This window comes from Micromonospora sp. NPDC048986 (assembly GCF_040649335.1).
Taxonomy (GTDB): Bacteria; Actinomycetota; Actinomycetes; order Mycobacteriales; family Micromonosporaceae; genus Micromonospora; species Micromonospora alfalfae.
The window spans coordinates 136,142-154,435 of the sequence record NZ_JBEZFJ010000013.1; the positions used below are offsets into that span (position 1 = coordinate 136,142).

At 72.2% G+C, this 18,294-nt stretch carries 17 protein-coding genes; 11 read left to right on the forward strand and 6 right to left on the reverse strand.

The window, feature by feature from the left end:
- Positions 1-50 precede the first annotated feature (50 nt).
- Together AB0B94_RS25020 and AB0B94_RS25025 are read left to right on the forward strand one after the other, a co-directional pair.
- On the forward strand, positions 51-842 hold the full coding sequence (locus AB0B94_RS25020) for a phosphatase PAP2 family protein (RefSeq protein WP_357284949.1): 792 nt from the start codon (positions 51-53) through the stop codon (positions 840-842).
- A gap of 37 nt (positions 843-879) precedes the next feature.
- Complete coding sequence (locus AB0B94_RS25025) at positions 880-1,587, forward strand: phosphatase PAP2 family protein (protein ID WP_357284953.1); 708 nt, start codon at positions 880-882, stop codon at positions 1,585-1,587.
- Positions 1,588-1,606: 19 nt separating this feature from the next.
- Here AB0B94_RS25025 and AB0B94_RS25030 read toward each other — a convergent pair whose 3' ends face one another.
- From AB0B94_RS25030 to AB0B94_RS25055, 6 genes are all read right to left on the reverse strand, one after another.
- The gene (locus tag AB0B94_RS25030) at positions 1,607-2,785 is read right to left on the reverse strand and encodes a MarP family serine protease (RefSeq protein WP_091403296.1); all 1,179 of its coding nucleotides are present in this window, start codon (positions 2,783-2,785) and stop codon (positions 1,607-1,609) included.
- A 63-nt stretch (positions 2,786-2,848) separates the two neighbouring features.
- Positions 2,849-3,541 carry a CoA pyrophosphatase gene (locus AB0B94_RS25035; protein ID WP_357284959.1) on the reverse strand — a complete coding sequence of 231 codons (693 nt, stop codon included), beginning with the start codon at positions 3,539-3,541 and terminating at the stop codon, positions 2,849-2,851.
- On the reverse strand, positions 3,538-4,233 hold the full coding sequence (locus tag AB0B94_RS25040; protein ID WP_357284963.1) for a redoxin family protein: 696 nt from the start codon (positions 4,231-4,233) through the stop codon (positions 3,538-3,540). The genes AB0B94_RS25035 and AB0B94_RS25040 overlap by 4 nt, the downstream gene beginning before the upstream one ends.
- Positions 4,230-5,018: an endonuclease III gene (gene nth, locus AB0B94_RS25045; RefSeq protein WP_357284968.1), complete on the reverse strand. Its 789-nt coding sequence runs from the start codon at positions 5,016-5,018 to the stop codon at positions 4,230-4,232. The genes AB0B94_RS25040 and nth overlap by 4 nt, the downstream gene beginning before the upstream one ends.
- A gap of 41 nt (positions 5,019-5,059) precedes the next feature.
- Positions 5,060-6,238: a CapA family protein gene (locus tag AB0B94_RS25050; RefSeq protein ID WP_357284971.1), complete on the reverse strand. Its 1,179-nt coding sequence runs from the start codon at positions 6,236-6,238 to the stop codon at positions 5,060-5,062.
- Positions 6,239-6,249: 11 nt separating this feature from the next.
- Positions 6,250-6,957, reverse strand: coding sequence for an adenosylcobinamide amidohydrolase (locus tag AB0B94_RS25055; protein ID WP_357284975.1), 708 nt, complete (start codon positions 6,955-6,957; stop codon positions 6,250-6,252).
- A 143-nt stretch (positions 6,958-7,100) separates the two neighbouring features.
- Between AB0B94_RS25055 and AB0B94_RS25060 the strand changes: the two genes are divergently transcribed.
- The 9 genes from AB0B94_RS25060 (at position 7,101) to AB0B94_RS25100 (ending at position 18,254) form a co-directional block, all read left to right on the forward strand.
- Entirely contained in the window at positions 7,101-7,778 is a 678-nt protein-coding gene (locus AB0B94_RS25060; RefSeq protein WP_007466162.1) for a Crp/Fnr family transcriptional regulator, read from the forward strand.
- Positions 7,779-7,890: 112 nt separating this feature from the next.
- Positions 7,891-8,634 (forward strand): metallophosphoesterase family protein, encoded by a 744-nt coding sequence (locus AB0B94_RS25065; RefSeq protein WP_357284979.1) that lies wholly within the window; start codon positions 7,891-7,893, stop codon positions 8,632-8,634.
- A gap of 476 nt (positions 8,635-9,110) precedes the next feature.
- Complete coding sequence (locus AB0B94_RS25070) at positions 9,111-9,716, forward strand: TetR/AcrR family transcriptional regulator (protein ID WP_091403316.1); 606 nt, start codon at positions 9,111-9,113, stop codon at positions 9,714-9,716.
- A gap of 37 nt (positions 9,717-9,753) precedes the next feature.
- A complete protein-coding gene (locus AB0B94_RS25075; RefSeq protein ID WP_357284983.1) occupies positions 9,754-10,551 on the forward strand; it encodes a TIGR03084 family metal-binding protein in 798 nt (265 codons plus the stop codon).
- A complete protein-coding gene (locus AB0B94_RS25080) occupies positions 10,548-12,224 on the forward strand; it encodes an acyclic terpene utilization AtuA family protein (RefSeq protein ID WP_357284987.1) in 1,677 nt (558 codons plus the stop codon). The genes AB0B94_RS25075 and AB0B94_RS25080 overlap by 4 nt, the downstream gene beginning before the upstream one ends.
- Positions 12,221-13,417 carry an acyl-CoA dehydrogenase family protein gene (locus AB0B94_RS25085; protein WP_357284991.1) on the forward strand — a complete coding sequence of 399 codons (1,197 nt, stop codon included), beginning with the start codon at positions 12,221-12,223 and terminating at the stop codon, positions 13,415-13,417. Before AB0B94_RS25080 ends, AB0B94_RS25085 begins: the two co-directional genes overlap by 4 nt.
- A complete protein-coding gene (locus AB0B94_RS25090; RefSeq protein WP_357284994.1) occupies positions 13,414-15,015 on the forward strand; it encodes a carboxyl transferase domain-containing protein in 1,602 nt (533 codons plus the stop codon). Before AB0B94_RS25085 ends, AB0B94_RS25090 begins: the two co-directional genes overlap by 4 nt.
- A 69-nt stretch (positions 15,016-15,084) precedes the next feature.
- Positions 15,085-17,094, forward strand: a complete 2,010-nt coding sequence (locus tag AB0B94_RS25095) for a biotin carboxylase N-terminal domain-containing protein (protein WP_357284997.1) — start codon at positions 15,085-15,087, stop codon at positions 17,092-17,094.
- Complete coding sequence (locus tag AB0B94_RS25100; RefSeq protein WP_091403331.1) at positions 17,091-18,254, forward strand: acyl-CoA dehydrogenase; 1,164 nt, start codon at positions 17,091-17,093, stop codon at positions 18,252-18,254. Before AB0B94_RS25095 ends, AB0B94_RS25100 begins: the two co-directional genes overlap by 4 nt.
- Positions 18,255-18,294 lie beyond the last annotated feature (40 nt).

The following is an 18,294-nucleotide window of genomic DNA, read 5'->3' on the forward strand; positions in this document are numbered from 1 at the left end:
GTGACCGGCCGGCAGGCCTGACCGGCCGCCCGGCCGGGTAGAACGGACCCATGAGTACGCACCGGCCGCCCACCCTCGCCCCCACCGGCCAGCCGTCCTGGCGGCACCGCCGATTCGACCCGGACCACGCGCTGGGTCTGCGGCTCACTCTCGCCGCCTCGGCGGCGTTCCTGGTGCTGGTGCCGTTCGCGCTGCTCACACTGCTGGTGCTCGGCGCCTGGGCACCGCTGCACCGGCTGGACACGGCGGTCACCGACGCGCTGCACGGCTACGCCCAGGATCACCCGGCCTGGGTCATGCTGATGCGGGTCTGGACCGAGGTGTTCGCACCGATGCCACTGCGCGCCGTCGCCCTGCTCCTGGTGGTCCTGCTGCTGCGCCGGGGAGCCCGACGGCTGGCCCTCTGGGCGGCCACCACAATGGTCGTCGGCGGGTTGATCGGTCCGCTGCTCAAGTTGCTGGTCGGCCGGGACCGGCCGGAGTTGCTGGACCCGGTGGCTCGGGCCGCCGGTTACTCGTTCCCTTCCGGGCACGCGCTGAACGCCACCCTGGCCGCCGGGGTGCTGCTGCTGGTGCTCCTGCCGTACGCCGGGCGGGGTGTGGCGCGGGCCGCGCTCTGGGTGGCGGCGGTCCTGCTCACTGTGGTGACCGGGCTGAGCAGGGTGACGTTGGGCGTGCACTTCACCAGTGACGTGGTGGGTGGATGGCTGCTCGGTGTGGCGGTGGTCGCGGCTACCACCGCCGCGTTCACCAGTTGGCGGGCACACACCGGTCTCCGGCCGGTCCGACCGACCCGCGACGGCATCGCTCCCGAGGTCGAGCGGCATCCGGGGGCAGCCTGAGGAGTGACGACGCGGCCGGCCGGGTACTGGCCGGTTCATGTCCGAGACCGTGGTCCAGATCGTCCGGCGGGTGCTGCTGCCAGTGTCCCTCCTGCTCGGGCTCATGGTGCTGCTCGGGGTGCTGGTCACCCGGGTGTTCGCCCGGACCTGGCCGTTCACCGTGGAGGACGCGGTGAACCGGGAGTTGGCCGCCGACCGCACCGGCGACTGGAACAACGTCTCGCTGGTGTTCAGCACGCTGGCCAGCACCCAGATGGTCGTCGCGGTCACGGTGCTGGTGGCGCTGGCGCTGCGGCTCTGGCTGAAGCGCTGGCGCGAGCCGTTGTTCCTGTGCGCGGCGGTGACCGCCCAGGCACTGGTGTTCCTGCTGACCACGCTGGCTATCGACAGACGGCGGCCGGCTGTGGAGCACATGGACGTCTCGCCACCGACGTCGAGCTTTCCGTCCGGGCACACCTCGGCGGCGGTGGCGCTCTACGTCGGCATCGCCGTGCTGCTGGCGTTGCGGGCCCGGAGTACCGGCGCGAAGGTCGCCTGGTGGACGCTGCTGCTGATGGTGCCGCTGGGCGTGGCGGTGACCCGGATGTACCGGGGAATGCACCACCCGAGCGACGTGGTGGCGTCATTCCTCAACGGCGGCACGTGCGTCGCGATCATGGCCCGTGCCGTGCTGGACCGGGGGCTGCGGTGGGGACGGGCGAAGCTACCGACCGTCGGGCGTCGCCCCCTGCCGGCTCAGGGCTGAGCTGGGCGCGCAGCGACGCTCAGGTGCACTCACCGGTGGCGACCTGCCGGTTGCGTTCGGCACCGGCCAGCGCCACCGGTCGGGCCTCGGCCGCCGTCACGGCGAAGCCGGTGTTCGGGTCGTCGGACGCCGCCGCGAAGATCACGCCGAGCACCAGGCCGTTGGCGGAGAGTAGCGGACCGCCCGAGTTGCCGCTGCGAACCAGCGCCCGGATCGTGTAGATCTCCCGGGTCACCTCACTGGACGAGTAGATGTCCGGTCCCTTGATCCGGTCGACGTCCCGGACCCGCGCCGACTGCGCGTTGTACGGACCGTCGAGCGGGAAGCCGAGCACTATGGCGTCGGAGCCGCTGCCCGCGTTGCCGGCGGCGAACCGCAGGGACGGCCCGGGCAGCCCGGGTACGAGCAGCACCGCCAGATCCCGGTTCGGGTCGTAGACCACCACCTTGCCGTCGTACCGCTCGCCGCCCAGCTCCACCGCGACCGAGCGGGTGCCGGCCACCACGTGCGCGTTGGTCATCACCCGGTCGTCCGCGTACACGAAGCCGGAACCCTCGATCCGGCGTGAGCAGCTGGGCGCGGAGCCGAGCACCTTCACCACCGACTGCTGACCGCTGACCACCACCTGCGAGCCGGCCAGAGCCGGGTCGGGCGGATCGACCTGCCGGGCCCGGGTGGGCGCGAGGTCACCGAAGACGTCCGGGAACCCGTCGGTGTCGACGGTGTCCTCCAGCGCCGTGGACAGCTGCTGGGCCTGCTCCGGCAGGACCTGGTTGACCACCGTGATCAACGCGCTGTTGCGGACCGAGGCGGCGAGCCAGGGCACCGAGGACGAGCCGAGCGGCACGGCGACCAGCCAGGCGAGCAGGAGCACCGCGAACAGCGAGACGAGTGCCCCACCGACGTCGTCGGCCCGTTTACCAACGTCGCTGGTGATCGTCTTACGCAGGTGCGAGCCGAGCCAACCGGCGAGTGCCTGCCCGACCACTGCCAGCCCGAAGATGGCCACCAGCGAGATCAGCACACGGGTGCCGGCGTCGACGAACTGTCTGGCGAACAGCGGCCCGAGCTGGAGACCCAGCAGCAGACCCAGGAAGAAGCCGGACAACGACGTGACGCCGATGACGAAACCCTGGCGGTATCCGCTGATCGCGAACACGAGCATGAGCAGCAGCAGGACGAGATCCACGACGGACACGGGTCAAGCGTACGGGCAGTGTGCCCACCGGATGACCATCGCTTGCGGATGGTGACCGTGCGGTCAGCGCAGGGCGTTCTCGTCAGCCTCGTCGGTGCCGGCGGATGGGGCCGGTGTGGCACCGGTCGGCGGAAGCTCCACCACCCGGCCGCGCGACCACGGACGGGCCCAGCCGCCCATTTCGAGCAGGGTGGCGAGCACCCCGGCGGTGAAGCCCCAGACGAGCATCCCGCGCGCCGAGAACGCCGGCCCGATCCAGCCGCTCGGATGCCGGACCAACAGTCGGTTGGCCGGATCGACCAGCTCGCTGACCGGCAGGCGGGCGACGTGAGCCACCTCGGCCGGCTCCCGTGGGTGCACCGGGTGCGGGTCGTGCCACCAGGCCAGCACGGGCGTGACCACGAAGTCGCTGACCGGGATCCACAGTTTCGGCAGCTCGGCCAGCACTGTCACGCTGGCCGGGTCGAGGCCCACCTCCTCGTTCGCCTCACGCAGGGCGGTGGCGCGGACGTCGGCGTCCTCCGGGTCGGCCGCACCACCGGGAAAGGCGGGCTGGCCGGCGTGGTTGCGCAGGGTCGCGGCGCGTTGCAGGACCAGCACGTCGGGGCCCGCGCCGGGCTGCTCGCCGAGCAGCACCAGTACGGCGCTCTCCCGACCGCCCTCGGCGGGCGTGACCAGCCTGGTGAAGTCCTCGGCGCGGGCGGTGCCCAGCCGGGTCAGCAACGGCTCGATCCAGTCGGGGGGCCGACGGGTCACGCCGACACCGCCAGGCCGAGGTGCTGGCCGACCAGCTTGGCGAGCTTCGCGTCGTCGAGAGCGCCGCTGGCGTCGATGTGCCGGAGCTGACCGTCGGCGTCGACGAAGAGGGTCAGCGGAATCGCGTTGCGTTTCAGCTCGCGCTGTAGCGCCTCGCCCTGGTCCACAAGGATCGGGAACCGGACGCCGAAGTCCTCCCCGATGGACTGGGCGCCGCCCCGGCTGTCCCGACTGTTGACCCCGACCACCTGGAGCTGACCGGCGGCCCGCTCGCTGAGGCGCTGGAAGGCGGGCAGCTCCTTGCGGCACGGCGGGCACCAGGAAGCCCACACGTTGATCACCGCCGGCCCGGCCACCTCCCGCAGCACCACCGGTGCACCGCCGGTGAAGCAGGAGAGCGTCAGCTCCGGCAGCGCCGACCCGCCAGCGGCGCGGGCCGTCGGGGCGGGCGTTCCGGGGGCCGTCGGGCTTGAGCCGGGCGACGCCGGGACCGTCGTTGCCGGGGTCGCCGTGCCGGAGCCCTGTGCCGCGGCAGTGGGTGCCGTGCTCAGCGCGGCGCAGTCCCGGAACGGGGACGGACGCTCAGCAGCGGCCGGCCGGGGGGCTGGCTCGTCGTCGGCCGCGCCGCTGGTGCAACCCGTGACCGCCAGCAGCAGCGGCAGGACGGCGAGGGCGACGCGTCGGCGGTTCACGGCACCTCCGCCGTGATCGCCTGTGCCGGGACCAGCTCCGGATCGACCCCGGCAGCCACCGCGAGGTCACGCGCCCGAGGGCCCTTGAGCAGCTTGGCGGCGGCCGCCGGCTCGGTCGGGCCGGTGCCGTACGAAGGGCAGAGCTTCGCGAGCGTGCAGGCGCCGCAGGCCGGCTTGCGGGCGTGGCAGACCCGTCGCCCGTGGAAGATGATCCGGTGCGAGAGCATGGTCCAGTCGCGCTTGTCGTACATGGCGCCGATCGCGTGCTCGATCTTGACCGGGTCGGTCTCGGTGGTCAGCCGCCACCGGTGCACCAGCCGCTGGAAGTGCGTGTCGACTGTGATGCCCGGGACGTCGAAGGCGTTGCCCAGGATCACGTTGGCGGTCTTGCGCCCGATGCCGGGGAGCGTCACCAGGTCAACGAGTCGGCCCGGGACCGTGCCGTCGTACCGGTCGAGGAGGGCCTGACCGAGCTTGAGCAGTGAGTCGGTCTTGTTGCGGTAGAAGCCGGTGGGCCGGATCAGCTCCTCCATCTCGCCCCGGTCCGCGGAGGCGTACGCGGCAGCGCTCGGGTAGCGGGCGAAGAGCTTCGGGGTGACCTCGTTGACCTTCTTGTCAGTGCACTGCGCGGACAGGATCGTGGCGACGGCCAACTCCAGCGCATTGGAGTGGTCCAGCTCACAATGCGCGTCGGGATGCGTCTCGGCCAGCACCCGGCCGATCTTGCGGGCACGGCGTTTGCGCCCGAGATCGGTCTCGCTGGCACCGGGAGGGCTACTGGTCACGACGGTCAGCCTACGTCGCACCCCGGACGCTTCTCGTCGGGTCAGCCGGCGGTCGGCGCCGAGATCTTCCCCTGCCCGTCGAGGCGAGCGCCGCCCTTCGGGAAGTCGGCGCGACTCAACTCGGTGACCAGGCCCAGGCCCCGATCGTCCGGGTCCATCGTCGGCTTGCCCGCCGAGTTCATGTACGTGGAGGTGAACGAGCCGCCGGCCCAACTGCCGTCCGGCTTGAGCGACACCTTCAGCACACCGCCCCAGCCGAGGCGACCGGCGTTGCTCAGCGAGTTGCCGCCGCCGGCGAAGTTGCCCAGGCTGTAGGCGATCAGGCGCCCCTGGTAGAACTCCATCCCGCGCAACACGTGCGGGCCGTGCCCGACGATCAGATCGGCGCCAGCGTCGATCATGGCGTGCGAGAACTTCACCGGGTCGCCCCGGTTCTCGCCCAGGAACATCTCGGTGCCCGGCTTCACCCGGGTCTTGTCGACGCCCTCGCCACCCATGTGCACCTGCACCACGACCAGGTCGGCCATGGTGGCGGCCTTGGCGACCACCGCCTTCGCCTTGTCGATGTCGACGAGGCTGTTGGACCAGACGTACGACGAGAACCCGGCGACGGCGACCTTGACGCCCTTGACGTCGACCACCGTGATCTCGTTCGGTGCGCCGGTGTGCTCCAGGTCGTACTTCTTCAGCGCCTTCTGGGTGTTCTCGTAGCCCTTGGGCCCGTAGTCGTAGCCGTGGTTGTTGGCCTGGTTGAGCACGTCGAAGCCGGCGTCGCGCAGGTGGGCGGCGTACTCCGGCGGGGCGCGGAACTGGAAACAGCGGGTGGAGTTCGCCCCGCACTTTCCGGTGCCGGTGTCGACAGTCAGCGGCTCCTCCAAGTTGCCCATCACCAGGTCGGCCTTGAGCGCCGCGGTGACCGAGTTGAAGAAGCCCTTGCCGCCGGCGGCGGGCAGCCGAGCGGGCGCGTTGCCCATGATGATGTCGCCGGTGGCGGAGAGCGAGATCGCGCCGCCCTGACCGGACGACGCGGACCCGGTGGCCTTCGGGCCGGCGGTGGAGACCGGCGCGCCGGTGCCACCACCCCCCGCGCCGGGCTGCCAGACGGGTGCCTCACCACCGGGGTCGGCACAGCCGGCCACGAGGAGGGCAGCCAGCAGCGCGGCGAGGCCGAGGGCGACGCGGCGGCGCGGGCGGGACGCGAGGGGGGCGGGAGCGTACATCGCCCGCGACCCTACCGGTCGTTAAACACGCCAACGACAGCCGATCGGGTGGACTTTGCGCCAGTGAGCTGGTCGGACCACGGCACGACCGGCCGGGAACCACCGGCGAGCACCGCCGCGTGCACCGCTCGGGCGAGCGGGGCGCCCCAGGTGGAGCGCGGTCCGCCGTACGCGGCCTCCGGCCCGTCCACCGGGCAGAGCACTGTGACCGCGTCGGTGGGCGTGCCGGTTCCCGGCACCCCCAGCTCGGTGATCGCCTGGGTCTTCGCCTCGGTAGCGGTGGCCACCGCGTTGACCAGCGCCGAGTCGGCGAGCCGGGCCGGCACGTACACCACGATGTTGACTGTGCCGACGTGTTGGGTGAGCGCGGCCGGCGTCGGCGCGGCCGCGGGCACCGGCGTGCCGAGCCCGACGGTCGCCCAGGCCCGCACCCCGGCGTCGGTTCGCGCCACCACCTCGGTCACATCGACGCCGGTCAGCAGACCGATCCCGGGCCCGTCGAGGGCCAGCTCGGCGGCGAGCGAGGCCAGGTGCGCCGCCGGGTCCTCCCGGTCGTACGACATCGGTACCGTCGCGTTCAACACCCACCGCCGGACCCCGATGCCACCGCCCAGCGGAGCGCTGCTGACCGCCCGCAGGGGCACGTCCGCGCGCCAGACGAGCAGCGGGACGTGCCGCCCGTCCTCGGCGCGGCTGGTCAGAGTCGGCTCGTTCAGCACGTCGGGCAGGTTACGCCCTGCGATCACGATTCCAGGGGCGACCTCTGATTCATGCTCACGTGCGCCTAGACTTGGCGGCGCGCGAGGGGATCAGCGGACGGCGGCCCCGGCCGACGGACGGCACGCGCAACCGGAGGTGCGCAATGGACGAGGTACTGGCCCGCAGCGGGATCTTCCAGGGTGTTGACCCGGAAGCTGCCGAGGCGCTTGCCAAGGAGATGGAGACGATCGAGGTCCGCAAGGGCGAGATCGTCTTCAATGAGGGCGAGCCCGGTGACAGCCTCTACATCCTGCTGTCCGGGAAGATCAAGGTTGGTCGCCGCGCAGCGGACGGCCGGCAAAACCTCATCGCGGTGATGGGGCCGTCGGACATGGTCGGTGAGCTGTCGCTCTTCGACCCGGGTCCGCGTACGGCGACCGCCACCGCGGTGACCGACACCCGGCTGGTGCGGCTGCGTAAGCAGGCGCTGCGGCCGTGGCTCAACAACCGCCCGGAGATCGCCGAGCAGCTGCTCCGGGTGCTCGCCCGGCGGCTGCGCCGGACCAACGACTCGCTCGCCGACCTGATCTTCACGGACGTGCCGGGCCGGGTCGCCAAGAACCTGCTCCAGATGGCGGGCCGCTTCGGCACCCGCGACGGCGGCGTTCTGCGGGTGACCCATGACCTCACCCAGGAGGAGATCGCCCAGCTCGTCGGCGCCTCCCGGGAGACGGTCAACAAGGCGCTGGCCGACTTCGCCTCGCGCGGCTGGCTGCGGTTGGACGGCAAGAGCATCATCATCCTGGACCCGGAGCGCCTGGCCCGTCGCGCCCGCGTCTGAGCAGCACCAGACATCCCCGCCTGCCGTCACCGACGGTGGGCGGGGATGTTTGCCGTCTGCCTGACGCAGAATCGCTGGTGCGGAGGCGGTGCCCCTGGTGAGGGTGGGGCCCATGATGAACCGAGTTGCGGTGCTCTCCGACATCCATGGTGTCCTGCCGGCGCTGGAGGCCGTACTGGCCGAGCCGGACGTCGCCGCCGCAGACCTGATCGTGCTCACCGGGGACATCGCCGCCGGCCCGCAACCGGTCGAGGTGCTCGACGTGCTCGCCGAGCTGGGAGACCGGGTGTGCTGGGTCGGCGGCAATTGCGAACGCGAGCTGGTCGAGGCCCGGGCCGGCCGCCCGGCGTCGATCGAGGTGTCGAACTGGGCCGCCGGGCAGTTGCGCGACGACCAGGTCGCCCGGCTCGCCGCGCTGCCGACGACGGCGACGCTGGAGATCGACGGCCTCGGGCCGACGCTGTTCTGCCACGCCACGCCCCGCGATGACGAGGAGGTCGTGCTCGTCGACTCCCGGATGGCGCGCTGGGCGGAGGTGTTCGATGGCCTGTCCGCCGAGATCACCACGGTGGTCTGCGGCCACACCCACATGCCGTTCACCCGGCTGGTCGACCGGCGTCTGGTGGTCAACCCGGGCAGCATCGGCATGCCGTACGGGGGCGCGGGCGCGTGGTGGGCGCTGCTCGGGCCGGGCGTCCAACTGCGCCGCACCGCCTTCGACGTGGACGCCGCCTGCGCTCGGGTGGCTGCCGAATCGACCTTCCCCGACGCCGCAGCCTGGGCCGACGAGTACCTGCGCTCCCGGCACAGCGACGCCGACGCGCTGACCGCCTTCGGCCCCCGCGACGGCCGCTGAGCCGGCCTCCGGTCGGGAGGTGGCCGCCGGTCGGGAGGTGGCCGCCGGTCGGGAGGTGGCCGCCGGTCGGGAGGTGGCCGCCGGTCGGGAGGTGGCCGCCGGTCGGGAGGTGGGCGGGTGGCGAGCGGGTGGCGGGCGGCGGGCGGCGGGCGGGCGGCGGGCGGGATACCGGTCAGGGAGCCTTTGGAGCTGAATCGTTTGCGGCATCAGCAGTAGGTGATTGGCAGGCCGATCCCCGCACGCGATCGACGGACGCGATCGACGGACGCGGTCGACGGACGCGGTCGACGGACGCGGTCGACGGACGCGATCGACGGACGCGATCGACGGGCGATTCGTTTGTGACATCAGCTCCATAGGGAGACCAGCAACCCAAGCCAACCTCTCGCGCCGCCGCACCGCGAGCCCACCCGAGCGTCGCGGGCTTGGAAAAAGTCAGTCTTGACTGTTTGTTTCGTAGGCAGCAGGCTGTCTCAGTGCCCACCGCATCGACGCGTGTCCCGCAGCAGGAACGCAGCCGCGCCACCCAGGCCCGACTGCTGGAGGCGACAGTCGACTGCCTGATCGAGCACGGTTGGTCCGGCACCACCACCACAGTCGTCGCGGCGCGGGCCGGTGTTTCGCGTGGGGCACAGCTGCACCACTACCCGACGAAGGCGGCGCTGGTGACGGCCGCGGTGGCCCATCTGGCCGAGCGCCGGGCCGACGAGTTGCGCACCGAGGCCGAGGCGCTGCCGGCTGGCCCGCAGCGGTTGGACCGGGTCGTCGACCTGCTCGCCGTGGCGTTCACCGGGCCGCTGTTCGTGGCCGCGCTCGAGCTCTGGGTCGCCGCCCGCACCGATCGGGAACTGCGGGACGCCCTGGTGCCGTTGGAGGCGACGGTCGGGCGGGAGATGCACCGGCTCACAGTCGCCCTGCTCGGTGTCGACGAACGTCGACCCGGTGTCCGCGAAGCGGTGCAGGCCACGCTCGATCTGCTCCGTGGGCTCGGGGTGGCCAACCTGCTCAGCGACGACTCCGCCCGTCGAGCCGCCCTGTTGACCACCTGGAAGCGCCAGCTCGCCACCCTGCTCACGCCCTGACCGCCGGCCGCACCGGCCACCACCGACCGGAGGCACCATGGTCGACCTCAGCGACCTGCTCACGGACCTGGCCGACGAGTCCGCCCAGCTGGACGCCCTGGTAGCGCCACTACCCGTTGCCGACTGGGCGAGGCCGACCCCGGCCCCGGGCTGGAGCATCGGGCATCAGATCGCCCACCTCGCCTGGACCGATCACGTCGCGCTGTTGGCCGCGACCGATCCCGAGGCGTTCTACGCGACGGTCACCGCAGCGCCGGACGTGACCCGCCTCGTCGACGTCGGCGCCGAGGAGTTCCTCGCCCCGCCGGCCGAGCTGCTCGCCCGCTGGCGGGCCGGGCGAACCGCGCTCGTCGACGCGCTGGCCGCCGTTCCGGCCGGCGGCAAACTGCCCTGGTACGGCACCCGAATGTCGGCCACCTCGATGGCCACCGCCCGGATCATGGAGACCTGGGCGCACGGCGCGGACGTGGCCGATGCCCTCGACGTGGTCCGCCCCGACAGCGACCGGCTCCGGCACGTGGCGCACCTGGGTGTGCGTACCCTCGGACACGGTTTCGCCGCGCACGGCCGGGAGGCACCGACGGCGCCGGTCCGGGTCGAGCTGGTCGGGCCCGGCGGGGAGGCCTGGAGTTGGGGTCCGGCGGACGCCACCGACCGGGTCACCGGCCAGGCTCGGGACTTCTGCTTGCTGGTCACCCAACGCAGAAACCGCGCGGACCTCGCTCTGGTCGCCACCGGGTCGGTCGCCGACGAATGGCTCGACGTGGCGCAGGCCTTCGCCGGGCCGCCGGGCGACGGACGGCGGCCGGACGGCGGAATCGGGGCAGGGACATGATCCGCATCGGCAACGCCTCCGGCTTCTACGGCGACCGGTTCACCGCCTGGCGGGAGATGCTCGACGGCGGTGAGCTGGACGTGCTGACCGGCGACTACCTCGCTGAGTTGACCATGCTGATCCTGGCCCGGGACCGTATGCGCGACCCCGACCTGGGCTACGCGAAGACGTTCCTGCGGCAACTGGAGACCTGCCTCGGCACCGCCCTCGACCGAGGGGTGCGGATCGTGACCAACGCCGGCGGGCTGAACCCGGCCGGCTTGGCCGCCGCCATCGAGAAGCTCGCCCACCGGCTCGGCCTACCGACCCGGGTCGGGTACGTCGAGGGTGACACGATCCAGCGACCGGACGCGTTGAGCGCGAACGCCTACCTCGGCGCGTTCGGGATCGCCGCCTGTCTCGACGCCGGCGCGGACGTGGTGGTCACCGGCCGGGTCACCGACGCGTCGCTGGTGGTCGGCCCGGCCATCGCCCGGTACGGGTGGGGCCGCGACGACCTCGACGAACTGGCCGGGGCCACCGTCGCGGGGCACCTCGTCGAGTGCGGCGCGCAGGTCACCGGCGGCAACTTCAGCTTCTTCACCGAGCTGCCCGACGGCGGCCACCGGCCCGGGTTCCCGATCGCCGAGGTGCACGCCGACGGCTCATCGGTGCTCACCAAGCATCCGGGCACCGGCGGCGCGGTCACAGTGGAGACCGTCACCGCCCAACTGCTCTACGAGATCGGCGGGCCCGCGTACCTCGGACCGGACGTGGTCACCCGACTGGACACTGCGACGCTTCGCCCCGAGGGGGCGGACCGGGTCCGGGTTTCCGGCGTGCGGGGCACGCCGCCGCCTCCCACGCTGAAGGTGGGCGTCAACAACCTCGGCGGCTTCCGCAACTCGATGACTTTCGTCCTGTGCGGTCTGCACATCGAGGCGAAGGCGGCACTGGTCCGGGGGCAGATCGAGGAGGCGGTGGGCACTGGCGGGCTGGAGTTCACCCTCGCCCGGACCGACCATCCGGACGCCGCCGACACCGAGGCAGCCAGCGCCCTGCTGCACGTACACCTGCGGGACGGCGACAAGGCGCGGGCCGGGCGGGCCTTCTCCGCCGCCGCTGTGGAGTTGGCCCTGGCCTCGTACCCGGGCTGCACGCTGACCACAGTGCCGGGCGACGCGACACCGTACGGCGTCTTCACCGCCGACGCGGTGCCGCAGGACGCGGTGGCGCACGTCGCGGTGCTACCCGGCGGCGAGCGGGTGCCGATCGCCCCGCCGATCCGCACCGCCAGCACCTCGCAGGACGACTCGACAGCGGGTGGCGACGCGGTTGTCGACGGCCCGACCCGGCGCGGGGCGCTCGGCGAGGTGGTCGGCGCACGATCCGGAGACAAGGGCGGCGACGCCAACCTCGGTGTCTGGGCGCGTTCCGACGCCGGGTACGCGTGGCTGCGGACCTGGTTGACAGTCGAACGGCTGGCCGAGCTGGTGCCGGAGACCGCACCGCTGTCGGTGCGGCGCTACGAGTTGTCGAACCTGCGCGCTGTCAACTTCGTGATCGAGGGCCTGCTCGGCGCCGGGGTGGCCGCGTCCACCCGGTTCGACCCGCAGGCCAAGGCACTCGGCGAGCTGCTGCGCGCCCGGATCGTCGACCTGCCGGCCGACCTACCGACCGGGGCGTCCCGATGAGCATCGTGGACTCCCCGGAGCGCCGGCAATTACGCGAGCTGACCCGGGCGTTCGTGACCCGGGAGGTGTTGCCGCACCTTGACGACTGGGAGCGGGCCGGCGAGGTGCCCCGGACGCTGCACGCGACCGCCGCGAAGCTCGGCCTGCTCGGCATCGGCTTCCCGGAGTCGGTGGGGGGCAGCGGCGGTGACCTACTCGACTCGATCATCGTGACCGAGGAGCTGATCCGCTCCGGTGGCTCGTCCGGGCTGGTGGCGGCCCTGTTCACGCACGGGATCGCGTTACCGCACATGGTCGCGGCGGCCGGTGCCCGTACCGGTGGCTCGCTGGGCGGGCGGCTCGGTGGCGTCTCATCCCCGGCCGACGACAGCCTGATCGAGCGGTACGTGCGGCCCACGCTGTCGGGCACGATGATTGGCGCGCTGGCCATCACCGAGCCGGACGGCGGCTCGGACGTTGCCGGCATCCGCACCACCGCCCGCCGCGACGGCGACCACTACCTGGTGAACGGGTCGAAGACGTACATCACCAGCGGGCACCGGGCCGACTTCGTGACAACGGCGGTGTGTACCGACTTCCCCGGCAGCGGTGAACTCACCCTGCTGGTCATCGACAAGGGGTCGCCCGGGTTCACTGTGGGACGCCGGTTGGAGAAGCTGGGCTGGCACTGCTCGGACACCGCCGAGCTGTCCTTCGCTGACGTGCGGGTGCCGGTGACCAACCGGATCGGTGCGGAGAACACCGGCTTCCTGGCGATCATGCAGCACTTCGCGGCGGAACGGCTGTCGCTGGCGACCCAGGCGTACGCGACAGCGCAGCGCTGCGTCGAGTTGGCGGTGCGCTGGTGCCGGGACCGGGAGACCTTCGGGCGTCCGCTGGCCAGCCGGCAGCTGATCCGGCACCGGTTGGCCGAGATGCACACCCGGGCCGAGGCGGCCCGGTCGTACGTGCACGAGGTGGCCAACCGGGTGGCTGCCGGCGAGCCGGTCGTGACCGAGGTGGCGATGGCCAAGAACATGGCGGTGGCCGCCTGCGACCACGTCGTCGACCAGGCGTTGCAGCTGCACGGCGGTTTCGGCTACCTGCGCGACGCCGAGGTGGAGCGGCACTACCGCGACGCGCGGATCCTCGGCATCGGCGGCGGCACCACCGAGATCATGAACGAGATCATCGCGAAAGGCATGGGTCTATGACCACACTGGACAGCGCTGTCGACCCGTCCGCGGCCTCGTACCTGGCGAACCGGGCGGCATTGCTGGAGCGGTTGACCGAGTTGGACGCCGCGCTGGACCAGGCGCGGGCGGGTGGTGGCGACAAGTACGTGACCCGGCACCACGCGCGCGGCAAGCTGCTCCCCCGGGAGCGGATCGAGCTGCTGGTGGACGCCGACAGCCCGTTCCTGGAGTTGTCGCCGGTCGCCGCGTACGGCTCGGACTTCCCGGTCGGGGCCAGCGTGGTCACCGGCATCGGGGTGGTCGAGGGGGTGGAGTGCCTGATCGTCGCCAACGACCCGACGGTACGCGGCGGCGCTGTCAACCCGTGGTCGCTGGCGAAGACCCGGCGGGCAGGCGAGATCGCCCTGGCCAACCGGCTGCCCATGGTCAATCTGGTGGAGTCCGCCGGGGCGGACCTGCCCACCCAGGCGGAGATCTTCATCCCCGGTGGTCGGGTGTTCCGTGACCTCACCCGGCTCTCGGCGGCCGGCATCCCCACCGTCAGCGTGGTCTTCGGCAACGCCACTGCCGGTGGCGCGTACGTGCCGGGGATGTCCGACCACGTGATCATGATTCGGGACCGGTCACAGGTGTACCTGGCCGGTCCGCCGCTGGTGAAGATGGCGACCGGCGAGGTCACCGACGACGAGTCGCTGGGTGGCGCGGCGATGCATGCCGGCACGTCCGGGCTCGCCGACTACCTGGCCGCCGACGAGCGGGACGGCATCCGGCTGGCCCGGCAGTGCGTCCGCCGACTGAACTGGCGCAAGCAGGGCCCGTCGCCGCGGACGGCGGTGCCGCAGCCACCGAAGTACGACCCGGAGGAGCTGCTCGGCATCACCAGCGCCGACCTGAAGGTGCCGTTCGACCCTCGGGAGGTGCTGGCCCGGATCCTGGACGGCAGCGACTTCGACGAGTTCAAGCCGGCGTACGGGGACGCGTTGGTCACCGGTTGGGGCGAGCTGCACGGGTACCCGGTGGGGGTCCTGGCGAACGCCCGAGGGGTGTTATTCAGCGCGGAGGCGCAGAAGGCGGCCCAGTTCATCCAGCTCGCGAACGCCTCGGACACCCCATTGATCTTCTTGCAGAACACCACCGGCTACATGGTGGGCACCGAGTACGAGCAGCGCGGCATCATCAAGCACGGCGCCCTGATGATCAATGCGGTGTCGAACTCGACGGTGCCGCACCTGACGGTGAACCTGGGTGCCTCCTACGGCGCCGGCAACTACGGCATGTGCGGCCGGGCGTACGAGCCGAGGTTCCTGTTCACCTGGCCGAACGCGAAGTCGGCGGTGATGGGCCCGGCGCAGCTCGCGGGGGTGCTGTCGATAGTGGCCCGGCAGGCGGCTGCCGCCCGGGGGCGCGACTACGACGAGGACTCCGACGCGGCGATGCGTTTGATGGTCGAGCAGCAGATCGAGTCGCAGTCCGGCGCGCTCTTCCTCTCCGGCCGGCTCTACGACGACGGGGTGATCGACCCCCGGGACACCCGGACCGTCCTCGGGCTCTGCCTCTCGGCGATCCACAACGGACCGGTGAAGGGCGCCGACGGTTTCGGCGTCTTCCGGATGTAAGCCGTGAGCGCGAGGAACGCAGCGAGGCGGAGTCCCGCAGTCGCGAACGAAAGGCAGGCTCAGGGGACCATGATCAACAGACTGCTCGTGGCCAACCGGGGCGAAATTGCCCGCCGGGTCTTCGCCACCTGCCGCGCGATGGGCGTGGAGACGGTTGCCGTGCACTCGGACGCGGACGCCGACGCGCCGTTCGTGGCCGAGGCCGACCTGGCCGTACGCCTGCCGGGAAGTTCGCCGGCCGAGACGTACCTGCGGGCGGAGCTGATCCTGGACGCGGCCCGGCGCAGCGGCGCGGACGCCGTCCACCCCGGCTACGGGTTCCTCGCCGAGAACGCGGAGTTCGCGGCGGCGGTGACCGACGCCGGGCTGACCTGGGTCGGGCCGCCGGCCGCTGTGATCGCCGCGATGGGCGACAAGCTGGCGGCGAAGGCGCTGCTCGCCGAGGCGGGCGTGCCGATGCTGCCGAGCTGGACCGACCCCGACGAGGTCACCGACTTCCCGGTGCTGGTCAAGGCGTCCGCCGGCGGTGGTGGCCGGGGCATGCGGATCGTGCGGGACGCGGACGAGCTGGCCGAGGCCGTCGCCAGCGCCAGCCGGGAGGCGGCTGCCGCGTTCGGCGACGGCACTGTCTTCATCGAGCGGTACGTCGAGCGTGGCCGGCACGTCGAGGTGCAGATCTTCGGCGACTCGCACGGCACGGTGGCCGCCCTCGGGGTGCGCGAGTGCTCGATCCAGCGCCGACACCAGAAAATCATCGAGGAGGCCCCCGGGGTACTCCCGGGGGAGCTGCGCCCGGCGCTCAACGAGGCGGCGGTCTCCGCCGGGCGTGCCGTCGACTACGTGGGCGCTGGCACCGTGGAGTTCCTGCTGGCCCCGACCGGTGAGTTCTTCTTCCTGGAGATGAACACCCGGCTGCAGGTGGAGCACCCGGTCACCGAGCTGACCGTCCCCGTCGGTCTCGATCTGGTCCGGTGGCAACTACTCGTCGCCGAGGGCGTACCACTGCTGGAGCACCTGCCCGAGCCGGGCGCACGCGGCTACGCGATCGAGGTGCGGTTGTGCGCCGAGGACCCGGCGCAGGGCTGGCTGCCCGCGACCGGCGTGCTGAGCCGGTTCGCGATTCCGGGGGTCGACCGGGAGTTCGGTGGCCTCCAGCGCACCGGACTGCGGTTGGACTCCGGCGTCGAGACGGGCTCCGAGGTGAGCGTGCACTACGACTCCATGCTCGCCAAGCTGATCGCCTGGGCGCCGACCCGGGCCGAGGCGGCCCGGGCCCTGGCAGGCGCGCTGACCCGAGCCGAGCTGCACGGGGTGGCCACCAATCGCGATCTCCTGGTCCGGGTGCTGCGCAGCCCGGAGTTCGCGGCTGCGGAGATCGACACCGGTTTCCTGGACCGGCACCCGGAGGTCTTCGCGCCACTGCTGCCCGCCGACCAGCTTCCGCTGACCGCGCTGGCCGCCGCGCTGGCGGGTGCGGCCCAGCGCCGAGCGAGCGCGCCGGTGTTGGGCGGGCTCCCCTCCGGCTGGCGCAACGTGCCCGCCGTCGCGCAGGTCAGCCGCTTTACTGGGCCGAACGGCGACGAGATCGAGGTCCGCTACCGCCTGGACCGGACCGGTGGACTCGCCGACTGGTCAGCGGCGCCGCCCGGCGACCCGGCGGCGTCGGAGGCGAAGCCGCCGGCAGTGACGCTGGTGGAGGCCACCCCGGAGCGGGTGGTGCTCGACGTCGACGGGCTTCGGCGCGCGTACCGCGTACACCGGGTGGGGTCGGCTGTCTTCGTGGACGGCCCGGACGGCGCGGCGAGCCTGGCCGAGCTGCCGCGTCTCCCGCTGCCCACCGCGGCGGTGGCGGCCGGGTCGCTGCTCGCGCCGCTGCCCGGCGTGGTGACCCGGGTGCACGTCCAGGTCGGCCAGCGGGTGGCAGCCGGCGATCCGCTGCTCACGTTGGAAGCGATGAAGCTTGAACATCCCGTGCTCGCCCCGATCGACGGCATGGTCGCCGAACTGCCGGTGCCGACCGGCGGCCAGGTGCAGACGGGCGCCGTGTTGGCAGTTGTCGACGAAAAGGACCCCCAATGACCTTCGACCTCACCCCCGAGCAGGACCAGCTGCGCGACGCCGTGCGGGCGTTGGGCCGCCGCTACGGTCACTCCTACTTCGTCGAGAAGGCGAGGGCCGGCGAACACACCACCGAGTTGTGGGCGGAGGCCGGACGGCTCGGCTACCTGGGGGTCAACATCCCCACCGAGTACGGCGGCGGGGGCGGCGGCATCACCGAGCTGGCCATCGTCTGCGAGGAGCTGGCGGCGGCGGGTTGCCCGTTGCTGCTGCTGGTGGTCTCCCCCGCCATCGCGGCGACAGTGCTGAGTCGGCACGGCACCGAGGAGCAGCGCAAGCGGCACCTGCCGGGCCTCGCCGACGGCTCCCAGAAGATCGTTTTCGCGATCACCGAGCCGGAGGCCGGTTCCAACTTCCACCGCCTCGGCACTGTGGCTCGCCGCGACGGCGACGGCTGGCTGCTGAACGGCCGCAAGTGCTACATCTCCGGAGTCGACGAGGCCGGTCACGTGCTGGTGGTGGCGCGTACCGAGGATTCCTCCACCGGCAAGCTGAAGCCGGCGCTGTTCCTGGTGCCGACCGACGCGGCCGGGCTGACCCGGTCCAAGCTGGACATGGAGATCGTGTCCCCGGAGAACCAGTTCCTGCTCTACCTGGACGACGTGCGGGTGCCCGCCGACGCGCTGCTCGGTGAGTCGCTGGACGCCGGGCTGCCGGCGCTCTTCGCCGGGCTCAACCCGGAGCGGATCACTGTCGCCGCGATGGGCGCCGGCACCGGCCGGTACGCCATCGAGCGGGCCAGTGAGTACACCGCCACCCGCAAGGTCTGGGGTGGTCGGAGCATCGGCTCGCACCAGGGGGTGTCGCATCCGCTGGCACACGCGGCGGTGCAGGTGGAGCTGGCCCGCCTGATGATCCAGAAGGCGGCCACCCTGTACGACGCCGGCCGCGACCTGGAGGCCGGGGTGGCCGGCAACATGGCCAAGTACGCGGCCGGTGAGGCCGCCGCGCTCGCCGTGGACACCGCGGTGCAGGTGCTCGGCGGGGCCGGCATGACCACCGAGTACGGGGTGGCGACCCTGCTCGGCGCGGTCCGGGCCGGCCGGATCGCACCGGTCAGCCGCGAGATGATCCTCAACTTCGTGGCCCAGCACGTCCTCGGCCAGGACAAGTCGTACTGACCGGCAGGCCGCGCCGCCTGCCTGCCTCGCCGCAAGGTCG